We start from the raw sequence: 15,971 nt of genomic DNA, 5'->3' as shown, positions 1-15,971 counted from the left end.
GCGAGTACAGGGTCATACCGCTATTGGTGAGCTCAGTTTGGTTCGGTCGGTGGGGAGTTTCTGGGCGATGGCCCGTTTGCTGAACATGAAGTCCCGCGGGCGGTTGATGCAGTCGGCGGCGAGGAGTTCGCCGGCGCGCAGGTAGAAGCAGGTGAAGTCGCCGTCACGGGTCGGATCGCCGCGCAGGACGGTTTCGTCATACCCCGAATTAAGACCGGCAATCTGGAGTTTGTGGTGGTATTGATCCGACCAGAACCATGGAAGCGCGGCAATTTTTCTCTGTTTGCCGCAAATTGTGGCAGCGGCTACTTTGGCCTGCTCGCCCGCGCTCGGCACGGACTCTAGGCGTATGCGGCGGCCGTATCGGGCCATGTTGTGAATGGCGCAGTCACCGGCGGCCACGATATCGGGGGCGCTAGTGCGTGCTTGGTCATCGATAACGATGCCGTTGTCCACGGCCAGACCTGCGGCGGCGGCCAAATCGGTGTTCGGCTCAATACCGATGCCGACGATGACAAGGTCGGCAGGAATTGATTCACCATCGGCCAGGGCCACCTCCCGGACCCTGCCGACGCCGGACAGGGCCTCCACCAGCGCGTCCGTTCTGATGTTGACGCCTTTCTCCCGATGGATCCGGTCGAAGAACGCCGACACCTCGGGCGCGGTGACACGCTCGAGGACGCGGCCGGTCGCTTCGAGCACGGTGACCTCCAGACCCAGCGCTCGCAACGAGGCCGCCGTCTCGAGACCGATGTAGCCACCCCCGACGATCACGGCGTGACAACCGGGGCTGGCGGCCACCCGGATCCTGGCGACGTCGGCCGCAGTGCGTAGGTAGTAGACCCCGGCCAGGTCGGCTCCCGGGGTGAGAAGTCGTCGAGGGCGGGCACCGGTGCACAGCGCGAGCTTGTCGTAGGGCAGGGCGTCGCCGTTGTGTAGGATCACATGACCAGCCGCGCGGTCAACCTTCTCTACTGTTGCATTGAGGAGATGGATGCGCTGCTTGGCGTAGAAGTCTGGGCTGCGGATCGCGAGGTCGGCGAGGGTGCTGCGGTCCGCGAGGTAGGCCTTCGACAGCGGAGGGCGATGGTAGGGCAGGGCCGACTCGTCTCCAATGAGGACGATCTCGTCGCTCCACTTTTCCTGGCGCAGGCTGGCCGCGAGCTGGGCGCCGGCGTGGCTAGCCCCGACGATAATGGTTCGCTGCATTGTCATGTTCTCGATTTCGGGGTGAGGCGGACCATCATCTTGCTGATGCCTCGGACGAAGTTGGATTGCACGTATTCGGGTTCTCCGATGACTTCGATGTTCTCGAAGCGAGGGAGCAGTTCCTCCCAGAGGATCCGCAGTTGCAGTTCTGCCAGCCTGTTGCCCATACAACGGTGGACCCCGAAGCCGAAGGAGATGTGGTTGCGGACGTTGGCTCGGTCGATGATGAAATCATCTGGGCGATCGAACACGCGGTCATCGCGGTTGCCCGAGGCGTACCACATGACCACTTTGTCGCCCTTGCGGATGAACTGCCCGTTCAGCACGGTGTCGCGTGTGGCGATCCGACGCATGTAGGCCAGCGGTGTCTGCCACCGGATGACCTCCGAGGTCATATTGGGGATAAGGTCGGGGTTTGCTTTGAGCTTCTCGAATTGATCCGGGAATCGGTTCAACGCGAGCACACCGCCGCTCATCGAGTTCCGAGTCGTGTCGTTACCTCCGACGATCAGCAACAAGAGGTTGCCCACGAACTCCATCGGTCGGCTGATCAAATCCTTGGTGTTGTCGTTGCTTTGCAGCATAGTGATCAGATCGAACCCGGGTTCTTCTCCGGCAGCGGTCCGGGCAGCCTTGTCGTGCCAGTGCTCGCTGAGACCTCGCGCCATCTCGCGCATTCCCACGAAAATCTCGTCAAGGTCGGACGGACCGCCGTTGGTCTGTTCCATCGACGTCGCGAGATCTGACCACTCGACGAGCTTGCGACGCTGCTCGTACGGAAAGTCCAGGAGAGTCGCAAGCATTCTAGCGGTCAACTCGATCGAGACCCTTTGTACCCAGTCGAACGGCTCGTTCACGGGAAGGTCATCGAGGACCTCCTGGACGCGCGATCGAATCAGTCCTTCCATTTCCCGAAGATTCTTGGGCGCGACCACACCTTGCACAGCGGCCCGCTGCCGGTCGTGGCGTGGCGGATCCATCGCGATGAACATCGTGATGTCCAGAAAACGAGGCGGGGTCCCGATCACGATCAGTGGTTCGGCGGAGAAGACCTCATGGTTCTTGTCGACCGCGACTATGTCGGCATGGCGGGTGATGGACCAGAACGGCCCGAACGCACTATCAGGCAGGTAGTGCACCGGCGCTTCGTTGCGCAAGCGTTCGTAATAGGACTGCCAGCGTCCCTGCCGGTAGAGGAAAGGGTTACTGAGGTCGATGTCGGCGAGTTCGACGTCCTCGACCGGCGGAATGGGCCGCTCGACGAAGATCTTCTCCCCGTCCGTTCTGGTCACCCACCGTCGGGTCTTGTCGTACAGGTGCGCGCCCTGTATCTGCAGATCCACCGGGATGGCCGACTGGACTCGTTCGGTGATTGCCTCAGAAACCTTCACGATGACTGTCCGTTCTCTCGTCACAGCTGGTACTCGGGGAGTTCGACGATCAACCCGTCCCACAGCTCGGTTGCCGTCATCTGGCAGGACAGCCGCGAGGTCGGTTGACGCTCGGGGTGCATCGCGAGCATCTCCTCCTCACCTGGGCCAGAGCGACCGACTTGCTCGGACCACTGCGGATCAACCATCACATGGCAGGTACCGCACGCGGCCTCGCCTCCGCAGTCGCCGTCGATGCCGGGCACCGCGTTGTTGGTCGCGATCTGCATCAATGACTGGCCTGCTTCGACCGGCACTTGGTGCTCTTCGCCGTCGTAGGAAACAAAGGTGACAATTGCCATAGCCAACTCCTGTTACGTTGTCCTTGATGTGGGGCTGCTTCAAAGTGTCGTGGAGCACAAGCGCTACGGCTATGTTTACTCAAGTCATTAACTTGTGAATTCGGGTCAGGACCACCACATGAACAGGGATTCGTCAGTACCCCCGCTGGTGTTCGCGCAGATGCTCGAGAGCCAGGCGCTCGACCCGGATGCCATCGCGCGGCTTCGCGCGATCATGACTCGCGACGGAGCTGACGAGGCGACGCTGCTCGAGCGAGATATCCCGGCATCACTGCAGTGGTTTCGGCAGGTGTATCCCGAGCTCGACATCGAAAAGGCAACTCTGCTGGGTTTTGCGTTCGCCGAACAGGCCCGTCTAACGTCCTTTGGAGCCCTGAGTGTTCCGCTGGTCAGTGCGGGCTCGATCACTGAGGTCGTGGAATTACTCACCTACCTGCCGGTGATCTCGACAGCCTTTCGCCCGCAGCTGCATCCCGGTGACCACGGCCTCACGGTCGGGCTCACCGCACACACCGGCGACCGGGCCCTGGACTGCCTTACTGTTACGTACAGTGGCGCAACGTTGTTGCGTCTGCTCGACATGCTCGTTGGTGGCGCCCCGACGGTCACACTCCACCTGAATTGGTCAGCGCCAACTGCCCTGGCGACGCTTCAAAACGACTTAGCCGCCGCCGGGCGCCTTCTCTTTGATGCTCCGATGTCCTACCTGTTCGTTCCCGCTGACACGCTCGACGAGGTGTGCCGGTTCTCCGATCCCCTCGCCTACCGGCGCGCTGTCGCGGAGCTGAAGCGGACTCTTGAGCAGAGAAGCGGAGATCTATCGTTCTCAGAGAAGGTCAGGAAGCTGTTGGAGAAAGATCCCGGGCAGCCACATAGCCAGTGGGTCGCAGACGAGCTGGCGGTATCGACAAGCACACTCAAGCGGCGCCTGTCTGCGGAAGGGACGACCTTTCGTGAGCTGCGCGAGTCGTGTCTACGTGAGAACGCGATGCTGATGTTGCTCACCCGATCGATGTCGGCAAGCCAGATCGCCTCCGAGCTCGGATACAGCGATCTGACCAGCTTCTCGCACGCCTTCAAGCGGTGGACCGGCCGCTCTCCGAGCGAGTTTTTGCACTCACGTCCGTGAGCAATCCCCACACCCATCGTGATTCGCTGCGGTGTCGCTTCAATGTCAAACCAAGGATGGTGGTGCACGCACCCTCGCAGACTGGGGGTGTCAATGGTCGCGATCTAATGTCAGCGTGGCGCAAGGAGGTTCATCGAGTCCCAGATAGCGCAGCGCAACTCGTGAGATCTGTCGTCCTGTATTTTGGCGGTCGCCAGCAGGCAAGACAAGGTGGCTCACGGTCAGCCGGACGAGCGCGTCGACTCCGTCAGCGACATCGTCTCCGTCTAGTTGTGGGAAGTGCTCGGCGAACCAGCACACCAGTTCGTGTGAGGCGATCTGCAGCAAAGTGGTCGAGGACGTCAGCAGTGGCAAGATCCCTGTTCCGCGTGCGTTTTCGTCTCTGACGTCGGCAGGATTGGATGTAAGGACCGCTTTGAGCAGAGGGCTGTCAGTGGCCTCTTCCAGCGTGAATCGCACAGAACAAACAATGGCCTCTGCGGCATCGCCGCGGTGTTCATCGAGAACTCGACGAATCCCCGCCAGGAACCGCTCTCCTTCACGCACAATGAGGGCGTCGCCCAACCCCTGCTTGTCCCCAAACTCTTTGTACAACGTTGGCCGAGAGACCCCAACCCGCGTAGCTATTTCAGCCACGCGCACCCGATCCCACCCCTTTTCCACGGTCAGAACGTGAGCTGCCGAGAGCACTTGCTCGCGCATGTGCCGTCGGAACGACATGCGCATTGTCTCGCTCCCCATGGCGACACTGTAGCCACATGACCGGTTTTGTACATGGCTGACCACAATGCAATGTTCAGCACAGGTGCAAGCCAATCAGGCGACCTTGACATTTCAGGCAGATATGACTGCACTGTTGACAGCTCTGTTTCTTTTGTAGTGCAGTTGTAGCGGCGAACTCCCCTGATAGGAGCGGTGTGACAGAGGACCCAAGCGGGATAGCAGGTGCGCCAGACTTGTCGGCCGGTAATATCGATCCCGTGCTGGCCGGGTGGGCGGCCGGAATGGTGGCCGAGCTGCCCGACGGTACGCAGCTACCTCCACACTCCCCTGGCTGCCTTGGTTGCGGGCCTGACAATCCTCACGGACACCACCTCGAGGTACACCGCGACGGCGACCGCGTGATAGCGGCGCTCACCTTCGACGAACGCCACGTGGGAGCGCCCGGTATAGCCCACGGCGGTGCAGTGGCCACCGTCTTTGATGATCTGTTTGGATTTACACTTTTCATCGTCGGCGAGTTGGCCGTTACCCGCCGGCTGCAGGTCGAGTACCTTGCGCCCGTGCGACTGGGAACTGCTTACAGAGTCGTTGCGAACCTCGACCGTCGCGATGGCCGCCGACTCCATGTCAATGCGCACCTGTCCGAGCCAGGCGGCCGCGAGATCGCCACGGCATCAGCGTTGTTCATGACGGTGACCCTCGAACACTTCGCGCGTGCACTTGAGCAGACATGAGTACCGACGCGAACGGCACTGACCTGCTCAGGGCGGCACTTCTTACTGACCATGGCAGCGCTGGTCCGTACGAGTCTTACCGACGACTGCGCACCTCCCATCCGGTGTTACAGACGAGTTCAGGGGTGGTGGTGCTCAGCCGCCACCGCGACTGCGACAGCGCGTTGCGCGACCGCAAGTTGGGCAAGGCCGACGAGTCACTGGGGTTTGGACTTACTGAGGTGCCCGTCGAGCTACAGCGCGAAGCCATGCACCGCTTCCGACGCACCATGCTTTTCCGCAACCCACCTGATCACACCCGGCTTCGCCGGTTGATCACCGACGTCTTCACGACCCGCCACGTCGAGTTCTTGCGCACTCGTATCGTCGCGACCATCGAGCACCTACTTGATGAGATGGCCGACAAACCCACCGTCGATGTGATGACCGATCTCGCACTGCCGCTTCCCGTGACCGTCATCGGCGATCTACTTGGCCTGCCCGCCGAAGGACGAGAGCTAGCCGCCCACTTTGTCCGCGACTTGGTAGCACCTTTGGAGCCGATGTCCGATGCACAAGCTGTTCGGCGAGCGGCCCGCGCCGAGGACTATCTGGCCGCATACCTTGGAACGCTACTCGCAGCCAAACGAATTCACCCGGCCGACGATCTACTCAGCAGACTCGCCGCAGCACACGGCGAGGACAGACTCGACGACGACGAATGCGTCGGTACCGCGATCTTGCTATTCGCCGCCGGTTTCGAGACCACCACCAATCTCATCGGCAACGGGCTAGCCGCGCTCCTAGCCAACCCTTGTCAAGCCGACCTCCTACGCCGGCAACCTGCGTTGTCCGCCAACGCTATCGAAGAGCTCTTGCGATATGACGCCCCGATTCAGACGAACGGACGTACCGTGCTGGAACCGACACAAATCGCCGGGGTCGACCTTGAGCCGGGACAGGTCGTAGTCACCTTGCTCGGTGCAGCCAACCGCGACCCTGACCACGTCACACGCCCCGACGCCCTCGATATCACCCGGATTGTTTCGCGGCCGCTGTCCTTCGGCGCCGGCATCCATTTCTGCCTCGGCGCCGCGCTCGCCCGCATGGAAGGCGCTGAGCTGTTCCCGCGACTACTGGATCGGTTCCCTGAGCTCGCCGCAACAGGAGAGGCTAAATGGCGACCGGGTCTCTCGTTCCGTGGTCTGATCTCGCTCCCAGTGGCCACTCAATGACAACACTCTCGCCCAGCTAACGTCCATAGGCTAGGGGCGCTGCGACTGCGCAACGCGGCGCAGCCCGACGCATTACACCCGCCTATGACCTGTGCCCGCTCCCCTCCTACCCGAGATGTCGTCACCGCGATCGGAAACCCGGATTCACTTGTGCGCGTGCACCTTAGCTGCGTCGGCGGTTCACGCCGTACGCCCGGACAAGCCCTTCAGGCAGCCCCCGCCGCAGCCCGGTCGCCCGCACACAATTGTGTTCTACGAGGCACGTCGCCGCCGGAGGACGCCCCCAGCGGGCGGCGCAGCCCCGAGCTGTCCTATCGCCTCGGAGTGTGGTGCAGGTGAGTTTCACGAGTGGCCTGCCCGGGTCGACTCGACTTTCGCTACTATCAGCAGCACTTCGTGACAACGGAGATCGCCGACGCCCGGGCAGTCTCGGGGATGGGACTGTGGGTGCGGTGATGGCGGCCAGGCGCGACTCGGGACCCCAGCCCAAGGACGTAATCGATGACAAAGACCCACGATTAGTTCGTTCACGCAATCGGTTAGTTGATGCGGCATCTGCCCTGTTGAGTGCCGGCGGGGTTGATGCAGTCACGGTCGGGGCGGTCTCCCGAATGTCGCGGGTGGCTCGAACGACGTTCTACCGGCACTTCGACGGCACCACCCGGACATTCCTGTCCCACCGGCCCGCACCAAGCTAGTATATCGAAACTATGTTCGACTTTTGGCAGCACTCCCCCACTCTGCATATTTTCGACCCCCCACGACAGGTGGAGGTCCACCTGTTGCCGACTCTTAGCTGGGCGTTCTTGACCGCCGGCCGGAGTCCGGTGTCGTTGGAGACGCGGGCCTTCGGTGTTCGTATCGAGCGAGTGCAGCCGGGGCGCCAGTTGGCCTGGATTCGTATGAGTTCTGGAATTTGGGCGGGCCTGGTTACTTGTGAGGTGAGCAGCGCTAACGCTAAATGCTTTCTGGAGAGCCAGTTTTGGCTTCCTGCGAGCCAAATTCGAGTTCCTGACCGGCGGCCGCCTTAGGCGGGGGCCAGCTCGTCGATCCGTTCGGTTTCCCAGTAGACCGGGGCGTAGGCGGCCCACGCATCGAGGAGCCGGGCCACCGTGTTGTGGTGCACGTTCACCTGGGCCCCAATGGCCCGCTTGGACAGCGCGGGGCGACTTTCTGCGAGCCACAGGATGCGGGCGATCGTCGGGGTCTCGGTAGTGGAGTTCGTTTGCTCTCGTAGGTGACGTGCCGGTTCGAGGTACTCCCCTACGGGTCGTTCCTCGACTGGCTGCGCCTCGCTGCTCTCGACGTCGACTAGGTCCTGGTCATCGATCTCTGCCGCCAGAACATCGCTCGATAGCTCGTGTGCGAACGGTTCCGGTGTCGGACGGGCGCTCGGACGGATGAGCAAAATTAGGCCGTGGGTTGAGAGCAAAAGAAAGGCCGGCGGGATCGTCCCACCGATGACCGCCGCGACCGGTGAGAGTGACCCGGTCCCGGTGACATAGGCGTGTAATGCGTTGCCGCTGATACTAATGACGGCGGCCACGGCGAGCAAGAGCCAGAAGAACCGGCGCCGGGCCGGAGTCGGATCGCTGGCTGCCGCAACGAGCGAGATGGTGGCCTGCAGGATCGTTCCGTCGATCAGCACAGGCGCGATCCAGGAGAGTTCACGCTGGGGCCAGATCTCTGTAGCGATGTCCCACAGCGCCGAGAAGCTCAGTGCGAAGCTGCCCAAGGCCAGAACAACTGTGACGGCAATGGCTGTTGCAACAGCGATCCGTTCGATGGGCGGGCGTTTAGAGTCAGTAGTCACGGTCACAGGTCCTGTCTGTGGTCGAGGTCCTGGTTGGTGGGCAAACACCGCCAGGACCGACTTATGTCGAGCGGTAGTTGTAACGTTAGAACGTTGAAACGTTAGAGGCGTGGACGGCCGGTTCGGTTGGTGTTGCTGTCAGCATGGGCACGCAGGTGGGCCACTGCTTCTTCCGGAGACATGGTTTCGGCTAGAAGTCGTACCGCGAGCCGTACGAATCCGCTTCGCGTGTCGATCTTCGGGCGGCCTTGGCGACCGATAATGCACGCTTGCTCTAGCCAGTCATCGGACTCTTTGTCGAAATAGATCGTGCTCGGCGCAACCTTTTCCGGCTTGGTGGTTGCGGGTGCTGCTGCTCCAGTGGCTGGCTCGCTTTTGGTCGCGGCTGTCGGCGGCGACACAGCGCGTTCTTTTCTGGGCGGTGACGCGGGCGTTGTCGGCGCGGCCGGCGTCTCCGCAACGGGAGTAGGAGGTGGTGCGAGCTCCACAGGAGTTTCACGAGGCTTGTGCCGTGCTGGCGGTACTGACCGGCCGCCTCCCTTACCTCGGTTGTTTTGTTGCCTCAGGGCGTCGAGACCGCTCATGACCGCACGTACTCCTTCACAAACTCGGCTGTTTCAGTAAGGGCAGTGGCCACCTTGGCCAGCGCTTTGGGAGGCGGATCCTCGGAGGTGATGGCGACGCGTTTGGTTCGGGTGCCGACGGCGCGAGCCTCGGGGATGGGCGGCGCTACTTGCACCGGTGTTCCGGCGACGATCTTCTCGAGCCGTTTGATGAGGTTTGCGGCCGGGACCGGCGGCACCATCGTTGGCGAAATGACAACGGGATAGTCCACCATGTCGGCGACCATCTGTTCAGTCGCATCCAGATCCGAGATGCGCAGCGGCGTCGGCGCCAAAACGATGTTGGCGACTGTCATAGCGCCATGAGCGTGCGGGCTGGCACCAGGGTGAGTGTCTACGACCACCCAGTCGGTGTCCCACTCATTTGCCCACTTCATCAGCGCGTCGGCCATGGCGTTCTCATCCGGGGCCTGGTCGTAAAGGTCAGGGTGTCCAGGAATTAACCGCGGTTTGTGAAAGCCTTTCAACGGTTTGGGCGTCCCACCGGAGCGGATGGAGTCCAAGATCGGGATGCGCACCCGGTCGAGGGGACGGTCGCCCCATTTCTTCGTCACTCCCCCACCGTCGTGCTCCAGGTCCACAAGTACTGCGTCCAATTGCCATGCAAGTTCGTAGGCGAGCGTGCTCTTGCCCACCCCTCCCTTGCGGGAGTGACAGACGATGATGTACGTCATGGGCGTCCTTTCAGAGTTGTAACGGCAGAACTGCAGTAGTCAAACGTTGTGCCGTTACAACGTTGTGCATTTGGCGGAACCAGGCTTTAAACGAACCAGCGTTGCAACACTTGAACACTACAACGTTCAGGGCTTGTAGGCATGGAACGTTCTGCAGTTACGCACTTTCAATGTTATGCGATTGCAGCGCTAAGCCATTGTAAACATGCAACGTTCCAGTGTTCAATATGTTGAACATTAAAATGTTACAGCGTTCCAACATTCTAACGTTACAACACTGCTCACGGTCGGTGGTTGATCCACAATCCACGCCCGGCGGTGGGCGGAGCGAGCGTGATCCACCACCTCTGAAGTGCGCACACGCCGGGTCATTGAGCCCCGTGTGTGCAGCGCACAGCGACGTCGGAGTAGGGGAGGGCCCAGCCCTTATCGTCGCAACGAGGACAGGCAGCAGCGGCGATCCGCAGGTGGTTGGCCTCGTCTTCACGCGCATCATCGATAGCCGCCGGCCGGTTGCGCAGGTCGTCGTGCTGATTGAGGATCATCGCGAGCAGTGGGATTGGGCGATGTGGACGCGCTGCAATCCAGTTGCCGTTGCCGGCGAGCGTGTAGTCGCGGAGCAGTGCATTGAGGTCGCGGCAGGTCCATCCATGGGCGGCTGGTTTAGCCAGAACGTGTGACCATGCGGCTGGGGTGTATCGACGGGCCCAAGTCGGAGTTCGTGGGTCCTGGCGCCATCTGGACGCCAGCAGGAGCCCTTTCTCGTCGGGTTCAGGCCCGATCCACCTCGTCCTGTCTGGAGCTTGGTCGCGCGCAGCGCGGCCTTTGAGCTTCCCAGCTGTGCTGGTGGGGGTTAGTGAGTAGTTACCAAGGGGGGATAGGCACCCTAAAGGGTGCTCTCCGAGGTGGGGTGCCGCGACACTGTTACCTGCGGATTTATCCACAAGCTGTGGGCTGTGGAGCGCGTAGACCGACGCCCATCCCTGGGCGCTGCTTCCGACGCGGTGGGAAGCGAGGCGTTCGTTGAGGGTGCGTTGGCGGCCGCGAAAGATCTCCGTTGCGACGCCGATGAGCCGGAGTACTTGGCGGGCACGTTGAACGGTGCGCTCGCCGTGGCCGGTCATCTCGGCGATGAGGTCGACGGTCGGCCGGCAGTTGCGGCCAGTGCCGTAGTCAGCGCGCACAGCGTGTGCAGCGGCGATTTTAATCAGGGTCTTGAGTGAGATGTCGTCTTTGCGGTGCTCTGTGCTGTGAGCGCCGATGCGGTGCCGGATCTGCTTGTAGTACTGGGCGTAGGCGACCGGCACTGCCCAGGTGATCCAGTGTTCGTCGCTGTTCCAACACGGAACACCGGCGTAGGCGTCGCGGCCGAGGTCTAGGGCGATGCTGTCGCGCACGCCCATCTTGGCCAGGATCGAGTCGGCGTCTTTGCCGGGGCTGGCGTGGGCGATGATCGCGAACAGGCGGCCGCGGGCAGTTGTGGCGTGGCCACGGCGCGGGCGCAGGGGAGTGGACCCGCAGTAACGGCGGGGCGCGAGTGATACGTCGGAGGTTGTGTCCGACACGTTATGTGCAGGGATTGCACACCCCTTAGGGTGCGCGCTACCCTGAGACCTGTCACGCAAGACAGTCCCTTCGGGGATATCGAGAGCGGAGCGGCGAACTCTTCTCTCAAAACTTCGAACAGGCTCTCCGGTTCCAGCCGGGGGGCTTGTTCTTTTTCAGTTATTGACGCTCAAAGTTTCAGTTAGGCGGCGGTGACGACCTCCTGGCCAGCGTCCGCGCGTCCTCTGCGATCCAGTTGCTCCTGGATGGCACGCAGCTCTTGCTCACTGGGCATACCGGGAAGCGCACTGCTCGGCTGCCCCTTCTTTTTGTCCGGGCCCGCAACCAGCTCGGGGTGTCCGAGTGCGATCGCCAGGAAGTCCGCCACGTACTGGCTCGCGGAGTAGCCTGCCCGATCGGCAACCTCGTTGACGCCAAGCTGCTTCAGTGGTCGAACGGTGACCTGGTCGCGATCGCCTTTATGCCGTTGTGGCATGAGCTGACCCCTTTCCGGTAGGAAAAATGTTCTTCCTGGACGCCGCTGCTCATGCTGCCGCAATCCCAGACATACGAGGGCACGACACACCGCAGGAATCTGAATTAGCATCAGGTTGGTTTTTCGGGGATCTCCGGCGCTGAGCTGCGTGTACCGACCCTGCGTGGGGCGGCGCGGGCTGACTGACCACCCTTCGCGCGCCGCCCCACCCAAGTCCTACGACGATCAGCTACTCGACGACGTCGGTGGGGCGAGGACCGTGACCGAGTTGTGCCCGCCCATACCCAGCGACGACTTCAAGGTGATTCCGGGCGTGGCTGGGGTCAACCCGTCGACGAGGCGCTGATCGCCTTTGGCCACTGTCGGGGTCGCCGGCACTGCACGCTGGGTGAAGCTCATGGCCACCGCCGCGATCTCTACTGCGGCGGCCGCCGCCTGGCAGTGGCCCGTGAGGGGCTTGACGGAGTAAATACCTACGTCTGCCGGCAACAGCGCTGACGCGGCCGCGGCTTCGGCGGCATCACACTGTTTGGTGCCCGGCCCGTGAGCGTTGAGATACCTGACCTGGTCCGCCGATACGTCTGCGTCGGCCAGCGCATCTGTGAAGCACGACTTCACGTGGGTGAGCGAGGGATCGACCGAGGTGACGTGGAAGCCGTCGTGACTCATCGCCCCGCCCAAGACGTTCAGGTAGCTGTCGGTCTCTTGTTTGGACATCACGAAACCCACCGCGGCTTCGCCGAAGACGAAACCGCGGCTGTCTTCTTGGAACGGCCGGCAGGCATCGAGCGGTTCAGCATCGGTGATCGCAACACCCAGCCGAACGAAGGTCGACACGACCTCCGGCGTTGCGGACAGATCGGTGGACAAGACCAGGACGTCATCGACTATGTCGTTGTCGAGCCACATCTTGGCGGTCAGGATCGCAACGGTTCCGGACGTGCACATCGCCGAGACGTTGACCGCTGGACCGTGGAAACCGTAGTCCTGCATCAAGGTCGACGCGGGTGTCGAAGGCGCCATACCCAGGTACTCCCGGATCGACAGTTGCGATCCTTGCCCTGGTTGGAAGGCGCGACCCAGCTCGAGGTCACCGAGCACGGTGGCGTGGACAAGGCCGACCCGCTGACCGGGAGTCCAGCCACGTGCGTAGGCATCTTCGATGGCGTCGCGGGCTGCCCACCTCATCGCTCGAGCAAAGCGGGTAGATCCGTCTGCCAGATCTCCTCCGGACGGAATGGTGGCGACCCATCCCGACTCCTCAATTGTTTTCCCGAAACCGGCAGTCAATTGAGCGGCGGGCTTACCCGAGGCGAGGCCGGTCCACAGCGCTTCCCGACCCCATCCGTAGGCAGTGACGGCCCCGACCCCGGTGATGTTGATGGGCTGTCTGCGAGTATTGATATTCATAGTGGTCTCTCATCTCTTTAGCAAAGCAAAGGCACACGAGGACTCGTGCGCTCCTACGGTCCCTGACCTGGCACGTTTCTGCGATGTCCGTTTGTTTTCTAGGTGTGGGTTAAAGGTTGATTTGCTGCTTCAATGGAGCCGGCGGCACTTGATCCAGGCTGGACAGAATGTCCGGTGGGGACGCGCGCAATGACGGGGGGTGAAATTGGGGTGAGTAGTGCCGATCCAACGTCTGGCGGCTTTCTTTCGCCGGCAGAGGTATCCACCGACACCGAGTCTTCGTCGGCAATAGCCCAGCGGTATCGACTGCTGGTGGAATTGAGCCCCGACGCGATCGCGGTGCACGAGGCCGGTGTTGTCGTCTACATCAATCCGGCAGGTGTGCGGCTAGCCCGTGTGCGATCCAAAGAGGACATGATCGGCCGATACATCACTGAATTCGTCCATCCCGATTCCATTCCGGAGATGCTTGAACGTCTCATGAATCTGGGGGAGGACGGGGCTGCCACCGAGCCTGCTGAGGCGTTGATGCTCCTGGCCGATGGTTCCACCAAGCCCGCTGAGATTGTCTCGGTCCGTACGGAGTGGGATGGCCGCCCAGCATTCCAGGTGATCATGCGCGACATATCGACCAAAAAAGCGGCCGAGGCTGCGTTGCAGTACCAGGCGGCGTTGGTCGATCACGTCAGCGATGCAGTCATTGCGCTCACCGCCGACGGCGTGATCGAAGCCTGGAACCCGGCTGCAGAGCGTGTGTACGGACTATCGGCGAACGCTGCTGTCGGGCGACCTTTCCACGAAGTCGTCAATGCCCGGTTCGATGCGCCGACAGCATTGGCGCTCGGCGGAACTCTCGATGCGGTGCACAGTCATGCCAGTGGTGCGTCGCTGAACATTCGAATTTCCGTGACAGCGATGGGGGAGGGATTCGTTCTCCTGTGCGCTGACATGGCGTCGGCTCGGCAGTCGATCGAGCGGTTTGGCACTGTCATCTCCGAGCTGAACGAAGCAATTATTGTTGCGACGTCCGAGGGCGTGATTGAGTTGGCGAACCCGGCGGCTTTCAACCTGTTAGGGCTTTCGCCCGCAGATGTGCCCGGCCTGGGAATTGCGACGTTGCCGATCGAGTTTCCAGACGATCAGCGAGAGGACCTCATCGCGAAAGTCTTGCGGACCGGTGTGGGCTTCACCGGTCGTAGGGCCCGGCGGACCGGTGCCGGCCTTCGGTGGTTCTCGGTGAGCTGTCACATTCTTGACATCGATCAGGACAACCCAACCCTGATTACGTCGCTGACCGACATCACCGAGCAGACCGTCGACGCAGAAGATCAGCGACACAGAGCAATTCACGATGGGCTCACTGGCCTCCTGAACCGTTCGGGCTTGCTTGCGCGGCTTGATCTCGCAAAGCCGGAGCGCGGAGCAGTCCCGCTGGTCAATGTGCACTACCTCGATCTCGATCGCTTCAAGATGATCAACGATTCACTCGGCCACAGCTACGGCGATGAGGTGCTGCGCATTGTGGCGCAACGCCTCCTGCACGCCGCAGTACCGGGCTCTGTCGTCGGCCGTATCGGCGGTGACGAGTTTGTCGTCATCAGTCCTGCCAGCTCACCTGGGGCATCGATTTCTGGTCAGGCCGACCACCTCCTCGCGGCGATCGCCACTGACCCGATCGAGGCCGGCGCGGGCAGTGTCCGCATGACCGCGAGCGTAGGAAGCGTCGGTACTGACCTCCTCGCTGAGCAGCGCAGCGGGGTCGACCTGCTGCGCGATGCGGATATTGCGTTGTACTACGCCAAGCAATCGGACAGGGCTGGCGCCGTGCTCTTTTCGGTGCCTCTGCGAGAGAAGTTTCAGTACCGCCAGCAACTTGAGCAGGATCTGCGTGTGGCGCTCGATACTGCGGGGAACGAGGCGCAGGTCCGGAACTCCTATGAACTCATCTACGACACCGCGACTGGACTACCTGTGGCTGTAGAAGCTCATCCGCGTTGGATGCACCCCACCAGGGGTGAGATCGCGCTGACTGAGTTCATGCCTCTTGCTGAACAATCCAATCTTGTTGAGACGCTCGGCCGTCAGGTGATGGTCGAAGCCCTGGCGGATCTGACCACCGTTTTCGGGTACCGACCCGGCGAGTTGACGCTGGCGGTGAATGTGTCTGCCGGCCAGTTCCGCGATGTCCACCTGGTCACCGGGATACGGGAGGCGGTCGAGAAATCGTCCGTCCGGCCAGCCGATGTACGACTTGAAGTCAGCGAGACTGCGTTCAGCGACGAGAGCGGGACCCGGCGAAGCATCGTGATTCCGCGCGCGCAGCTCGAAGACCTGCGCGCTTTGGGCGTGAGGATCGTCCTTGATCATTTCGGGTCGGGGTACTCGTCGTTGGAGCAGCTAGAACAACTACCGGTAAACGGGATCAAGATTGCCGCGTCATTCGTCAACCGCTACTCGACATCGCACTTCGCGAGAACTGTGGTGGAGAGCATCGTGGGCATTGCCCGCTCAGAGAACCTCGTAGTCATTGCAGATGGGGTCTCCAGTGCGGACGAACTGCGGGCGATGACCGACCTGGGCTGTACACAAGCGCAGGGGCCATACCTTCACGCCAGCGCATCCGCCGCTGAGACGGCCCGGCATCTGCGATAGTGCTAGAAGCGTTCTGG

At 61.8% G+C, this 15,971-nt stretch carries 13 protein-coding genes and 1 pseudogene; 5 read left to right on the top strand and 9 right to left on the bottom strand.

All coding sequences use genetic code 11. From position 1 onward, the window contains the following. Positions 1–12 precede the first annotated feature (12 nt). The 3 genes from DFR67_RS23430 to DFR67_RS23420 are packed head-to-tail and all read right to left on the bottom strand — an operon-like array spanning position 13 to position 2,941. A complete protein-coding gene (locus DFR67_RS23430) occupies positions 13–1,215 on the bottom strand; it encodes an NAD(P)/FAD-dependent oxidoreductase (protein ID WP_110471902.1) in 1,203 nt (400 codons plus the stop codon). After that, the gene (locus DFR67_RS23425; RefSeq protein WP_110471950.1) at positions 1,212–2,600 is read right to left on the bottom strand and encodes a cytochrome P450; all 1,389 of its coding nucleotides are present in this window, start codon (positions 2,598–2,600) and stop codon (positions 1,212–1,214) included. The genes DFR67_RS23430 and DFR67_RS23425 overlap by 4 nt, the downstream gene beginning before the upstream one ends. Before the next feature lie 20 nt (positions 2,601–2,620). After that, the gene (locus DFR67_RS23420; protein ID WP_110471901.1) at positions 2,621–2,941 is read right to left on the bottom strand and encodes a 2Fe-2S iron-sulfur cluster-binding protein; all 321 of its coding nucleotides are present in this window, start codon (positions 2,939–2,941) and stop codon (positions 2,621–2,623) included. Positions 2,942–3,059: 118 nt separating this feature from the next. On the opposite strand from DFR67_RS23420, the gene DFR67_RS23415 reads away from it, so the two are divergent. After that, a complete protein-coding gene (locus tag DFR67_RS23415; protein WP_110471900.1) occupies positions 3,060–4,070 on the top strand; it encodes a helix-turn-helix transcriptional regulator in 1,011 nt (336 codons plus the stop codon). Positions 4,071–4,160: 90 nt separating this feature from the next. Here DFR67_RS23415 and DFR67_RS23410 read toward each other — a convergent pair whose 3' ends face one another. Beyond that, positions 4,161–4,772 carry a TetR/AcrR family transcriptional regulator gene (locus tag DFR67_RS23410; RefSeq protein WP_170135272.1) on the bottom strand — a complete coding sequence of 204 codons (612 nt, stop codon included), beginning with the start codon at positions 4,770–4,772 and terminating at the stop codon, positions 4,161–4,163. A 215-nt stretch (positions 4,773–4,987) separates the two neighbouring features. On the opposite strand from DFR67_RS23410, the gene DFR67_RS23405 reads away from it, so the two are divergent. From DFR67_RS23405 to DFR67_RS23395, 3 genes and pseudogenes are all read left to right on the top strand, one after another. Beyond that, positions 4,988–5,527 carry a PaaI family thioesterase gene (locus DFR67_RS23405; protein ID WP_342766752.1) on the top strand — a complete coding sequence of 180 codons (540 nt, stop codon included), beginning with the start codon at positions 4,988–4,990 and terminating at the stop codon, positions 5,525–5,527. Beyond that, positions 5,524–6,741: a cytochrome P450 gene (locus DFR67_RS23400; protein ID WP_110471898.1), complete on the top strand. Its 1,218-nt coding sequence runs from the start codon at positions 5,524–5,526 to the stop codon at positions 6,739–6,741. Before DFR67_RS23405 ends, DFR67_RS23400 begins: the two co-directional genes overlap by 4 nt. A 455-nt stretch (positions 6,742–7,196) precedes the next feature. Continuing rightward, a pseudogene (locus DFR67_RS23395) lies at positions 7,197–7,403 on the top strand (TetR/AcrR family transcriptional regulator); the annotation flags it as partial. A 365-nt stretch (positions 7,404–7,768) separates the two neighbouring features. Here DFR67_RS23395 and DFR67_RS23385 read toward each other — a convergent pair. From DFR67_RS23385 to DFR67_RS23360, 5 genes are all read right to left on the bottom strand, one after another. Next, the gene (locus DFR67_RS23385; protein WP_158540021.1) at positions 7,769–8,554 is read right to left on the bottom strand and encodes a DUF2637 domain-containing protein; all 786 of its coding nucleotides are present in this window, start codon (positions 8,552–8,554) and stop codon (positions 7,769–7,771) included. A 580-nt stretch (positions 8,555–9,134) separates the two neighbouring features. Further along, the gene (locus DFR67_RS23375; RefSeq protein ID WP_110471894.1) at positions 9,135–9,851 is read right to left on the bottom strand and encodes a ParA family protein; all 717 of its coding nucleotides are present in this window, start codon (positions 9,849–9,851) and stop codon (positions 9,135–9,137) included. A 368-nt stretch (positions 9,852–10,219) separates the two neighbouring features. Continuing rightward, positions 10,220–11,416, bottom strand: coding sequence for a hypothetical protein (locus DFR67_RS23370; protein WP_110471893.1), 1,197 nt, complete (start codon positions 11,414–11,416; stop codon positions 10,220–10,222). A gap of 182 nt (positions 11,417–11,598) precedes the next feature. Then, positions 11,599–11,892 (bottom strand): hypothetical protein, encoded by a 294-nt coding sequence (locus DFR67_RS30965; protein WP_211325144.1) that lies wholly within the window; start codon positions 11,890–11,892, stop codon positions 11,599–11,601. A 225-nt stretch (positions 11,893–12,117) separates the two neighbouring features. Beyond that, a complete protein-coding gene (locus DFR67_RS23360; RefSeq protein ID WP_110471892.1) occupies positions 12,118–13,302 on the bottom strand; it encodes a beta-ketoacyl synthase N-terminal-like domain-containing protein in 1,185 nt (394 codons plus the stop codon). A gap of 132 nt (positions 13,303–13,434) precedes the next feature. Between DFR67_RS23360 and DFR67_RS23355 the strand changes: the two genes are divergently transcribed. Next, positions 13,435–15,954: a sensor domain-containing protein gene (locus DFR67_RS23355; protein ID WP_110471891.1), complete on the top strand. Its 2,520-nt coding sequence runs from the start codon at positions 13,435–13,437 to the stop codon at positions 15,952–15,954. Positions 15,955–15,971 lie beyond the last annotated feature (17 nt).

This window comes from Williamsia limnetica (genome assembly GCF_003217475.1).
Taxonomy (GTDB): Bacteria; Actinomycetota; Actinomycetes; order Mycobacteriales; family Mycobacteriaceae; genus Williamsia; species Williamsia limnetica.
The sequence above is the reverse complement of the archived record's forward strand: the minus strand, read 5'-3'. Positions and strand labels throughout refer to the sequence as shown.

What these genes read in the sequence shown, in the direction of transcription:
- DFR67_RS23430 (WP_110471902.1), bottom strand. Translation starts at nt 1,215, where the DNA reads ATGACAATGCAGCGAACCATTATCGTCGGGGCTAGCCACGCCGGCGCC.
- DFR67_RS23420 (WP_110471901.1), bottom strand. Translation starts at nt 2,941, where the DNA reads ATGGCAATTGTCACCTTTGTTTCCTACGACGGCGAAGAGCACCAAGTG.
- DFR67_RS23415 (WP_110471900.1), top strand. Translation starts at nt 3,060, where the DNA reads ATGAACAGGGATTCGTCAGTACCCCCGCTGGTGTTCGCGCAGATGCTC.
- DFR67_RS23410 (WP_170135272.1), bottom strand. Translation starts at nt 4,772, where the DNA reads ATGCGCGAGCAAGTGCTCTCGGCAGCTCACGTTCTGACCGTGGAAAAG.
- DFR67_RS23400 (WP_110471898.1), top strand. Translation starts at nt 5,524, where the DNA reads ATGAGTACCGACGCGAACGGCACTGACCTGCTCAGGGCGGCACTTCTT.
- DFR67_RS23375 (WP_110471894.1), bottom strand. Translation starts at nt 9,851, where the DNA reads ATGACGTACATCATCGTCTGTCACTCCCGCAAGGGAGGGGTGGGCAAG.
- DFR67_RS30965 (WP_211325144.1), bottom strand. Translation starts at nt 11,892, where the DNA reads ATGCCACAACGGCATAAAGGCGATCGCGACCAGGTCACCGTTCGACCA.
- DFR67_RS23360 (WP_110471892.1), bottom strand. Translation starts at nt 13,302, where the DNA reads ATGAATATCAATACTCGCAGACAGCCCATCAACATCACCGGGGTCGGG.
- DFR67_RS23355 (WP_110471891.1), top strand. Translation starts at nt 13,435, where the DNA reads ATGGAGCCGGCGGCACTTGATCCAGGCTGGACAGAATGTCCGGTGGGG.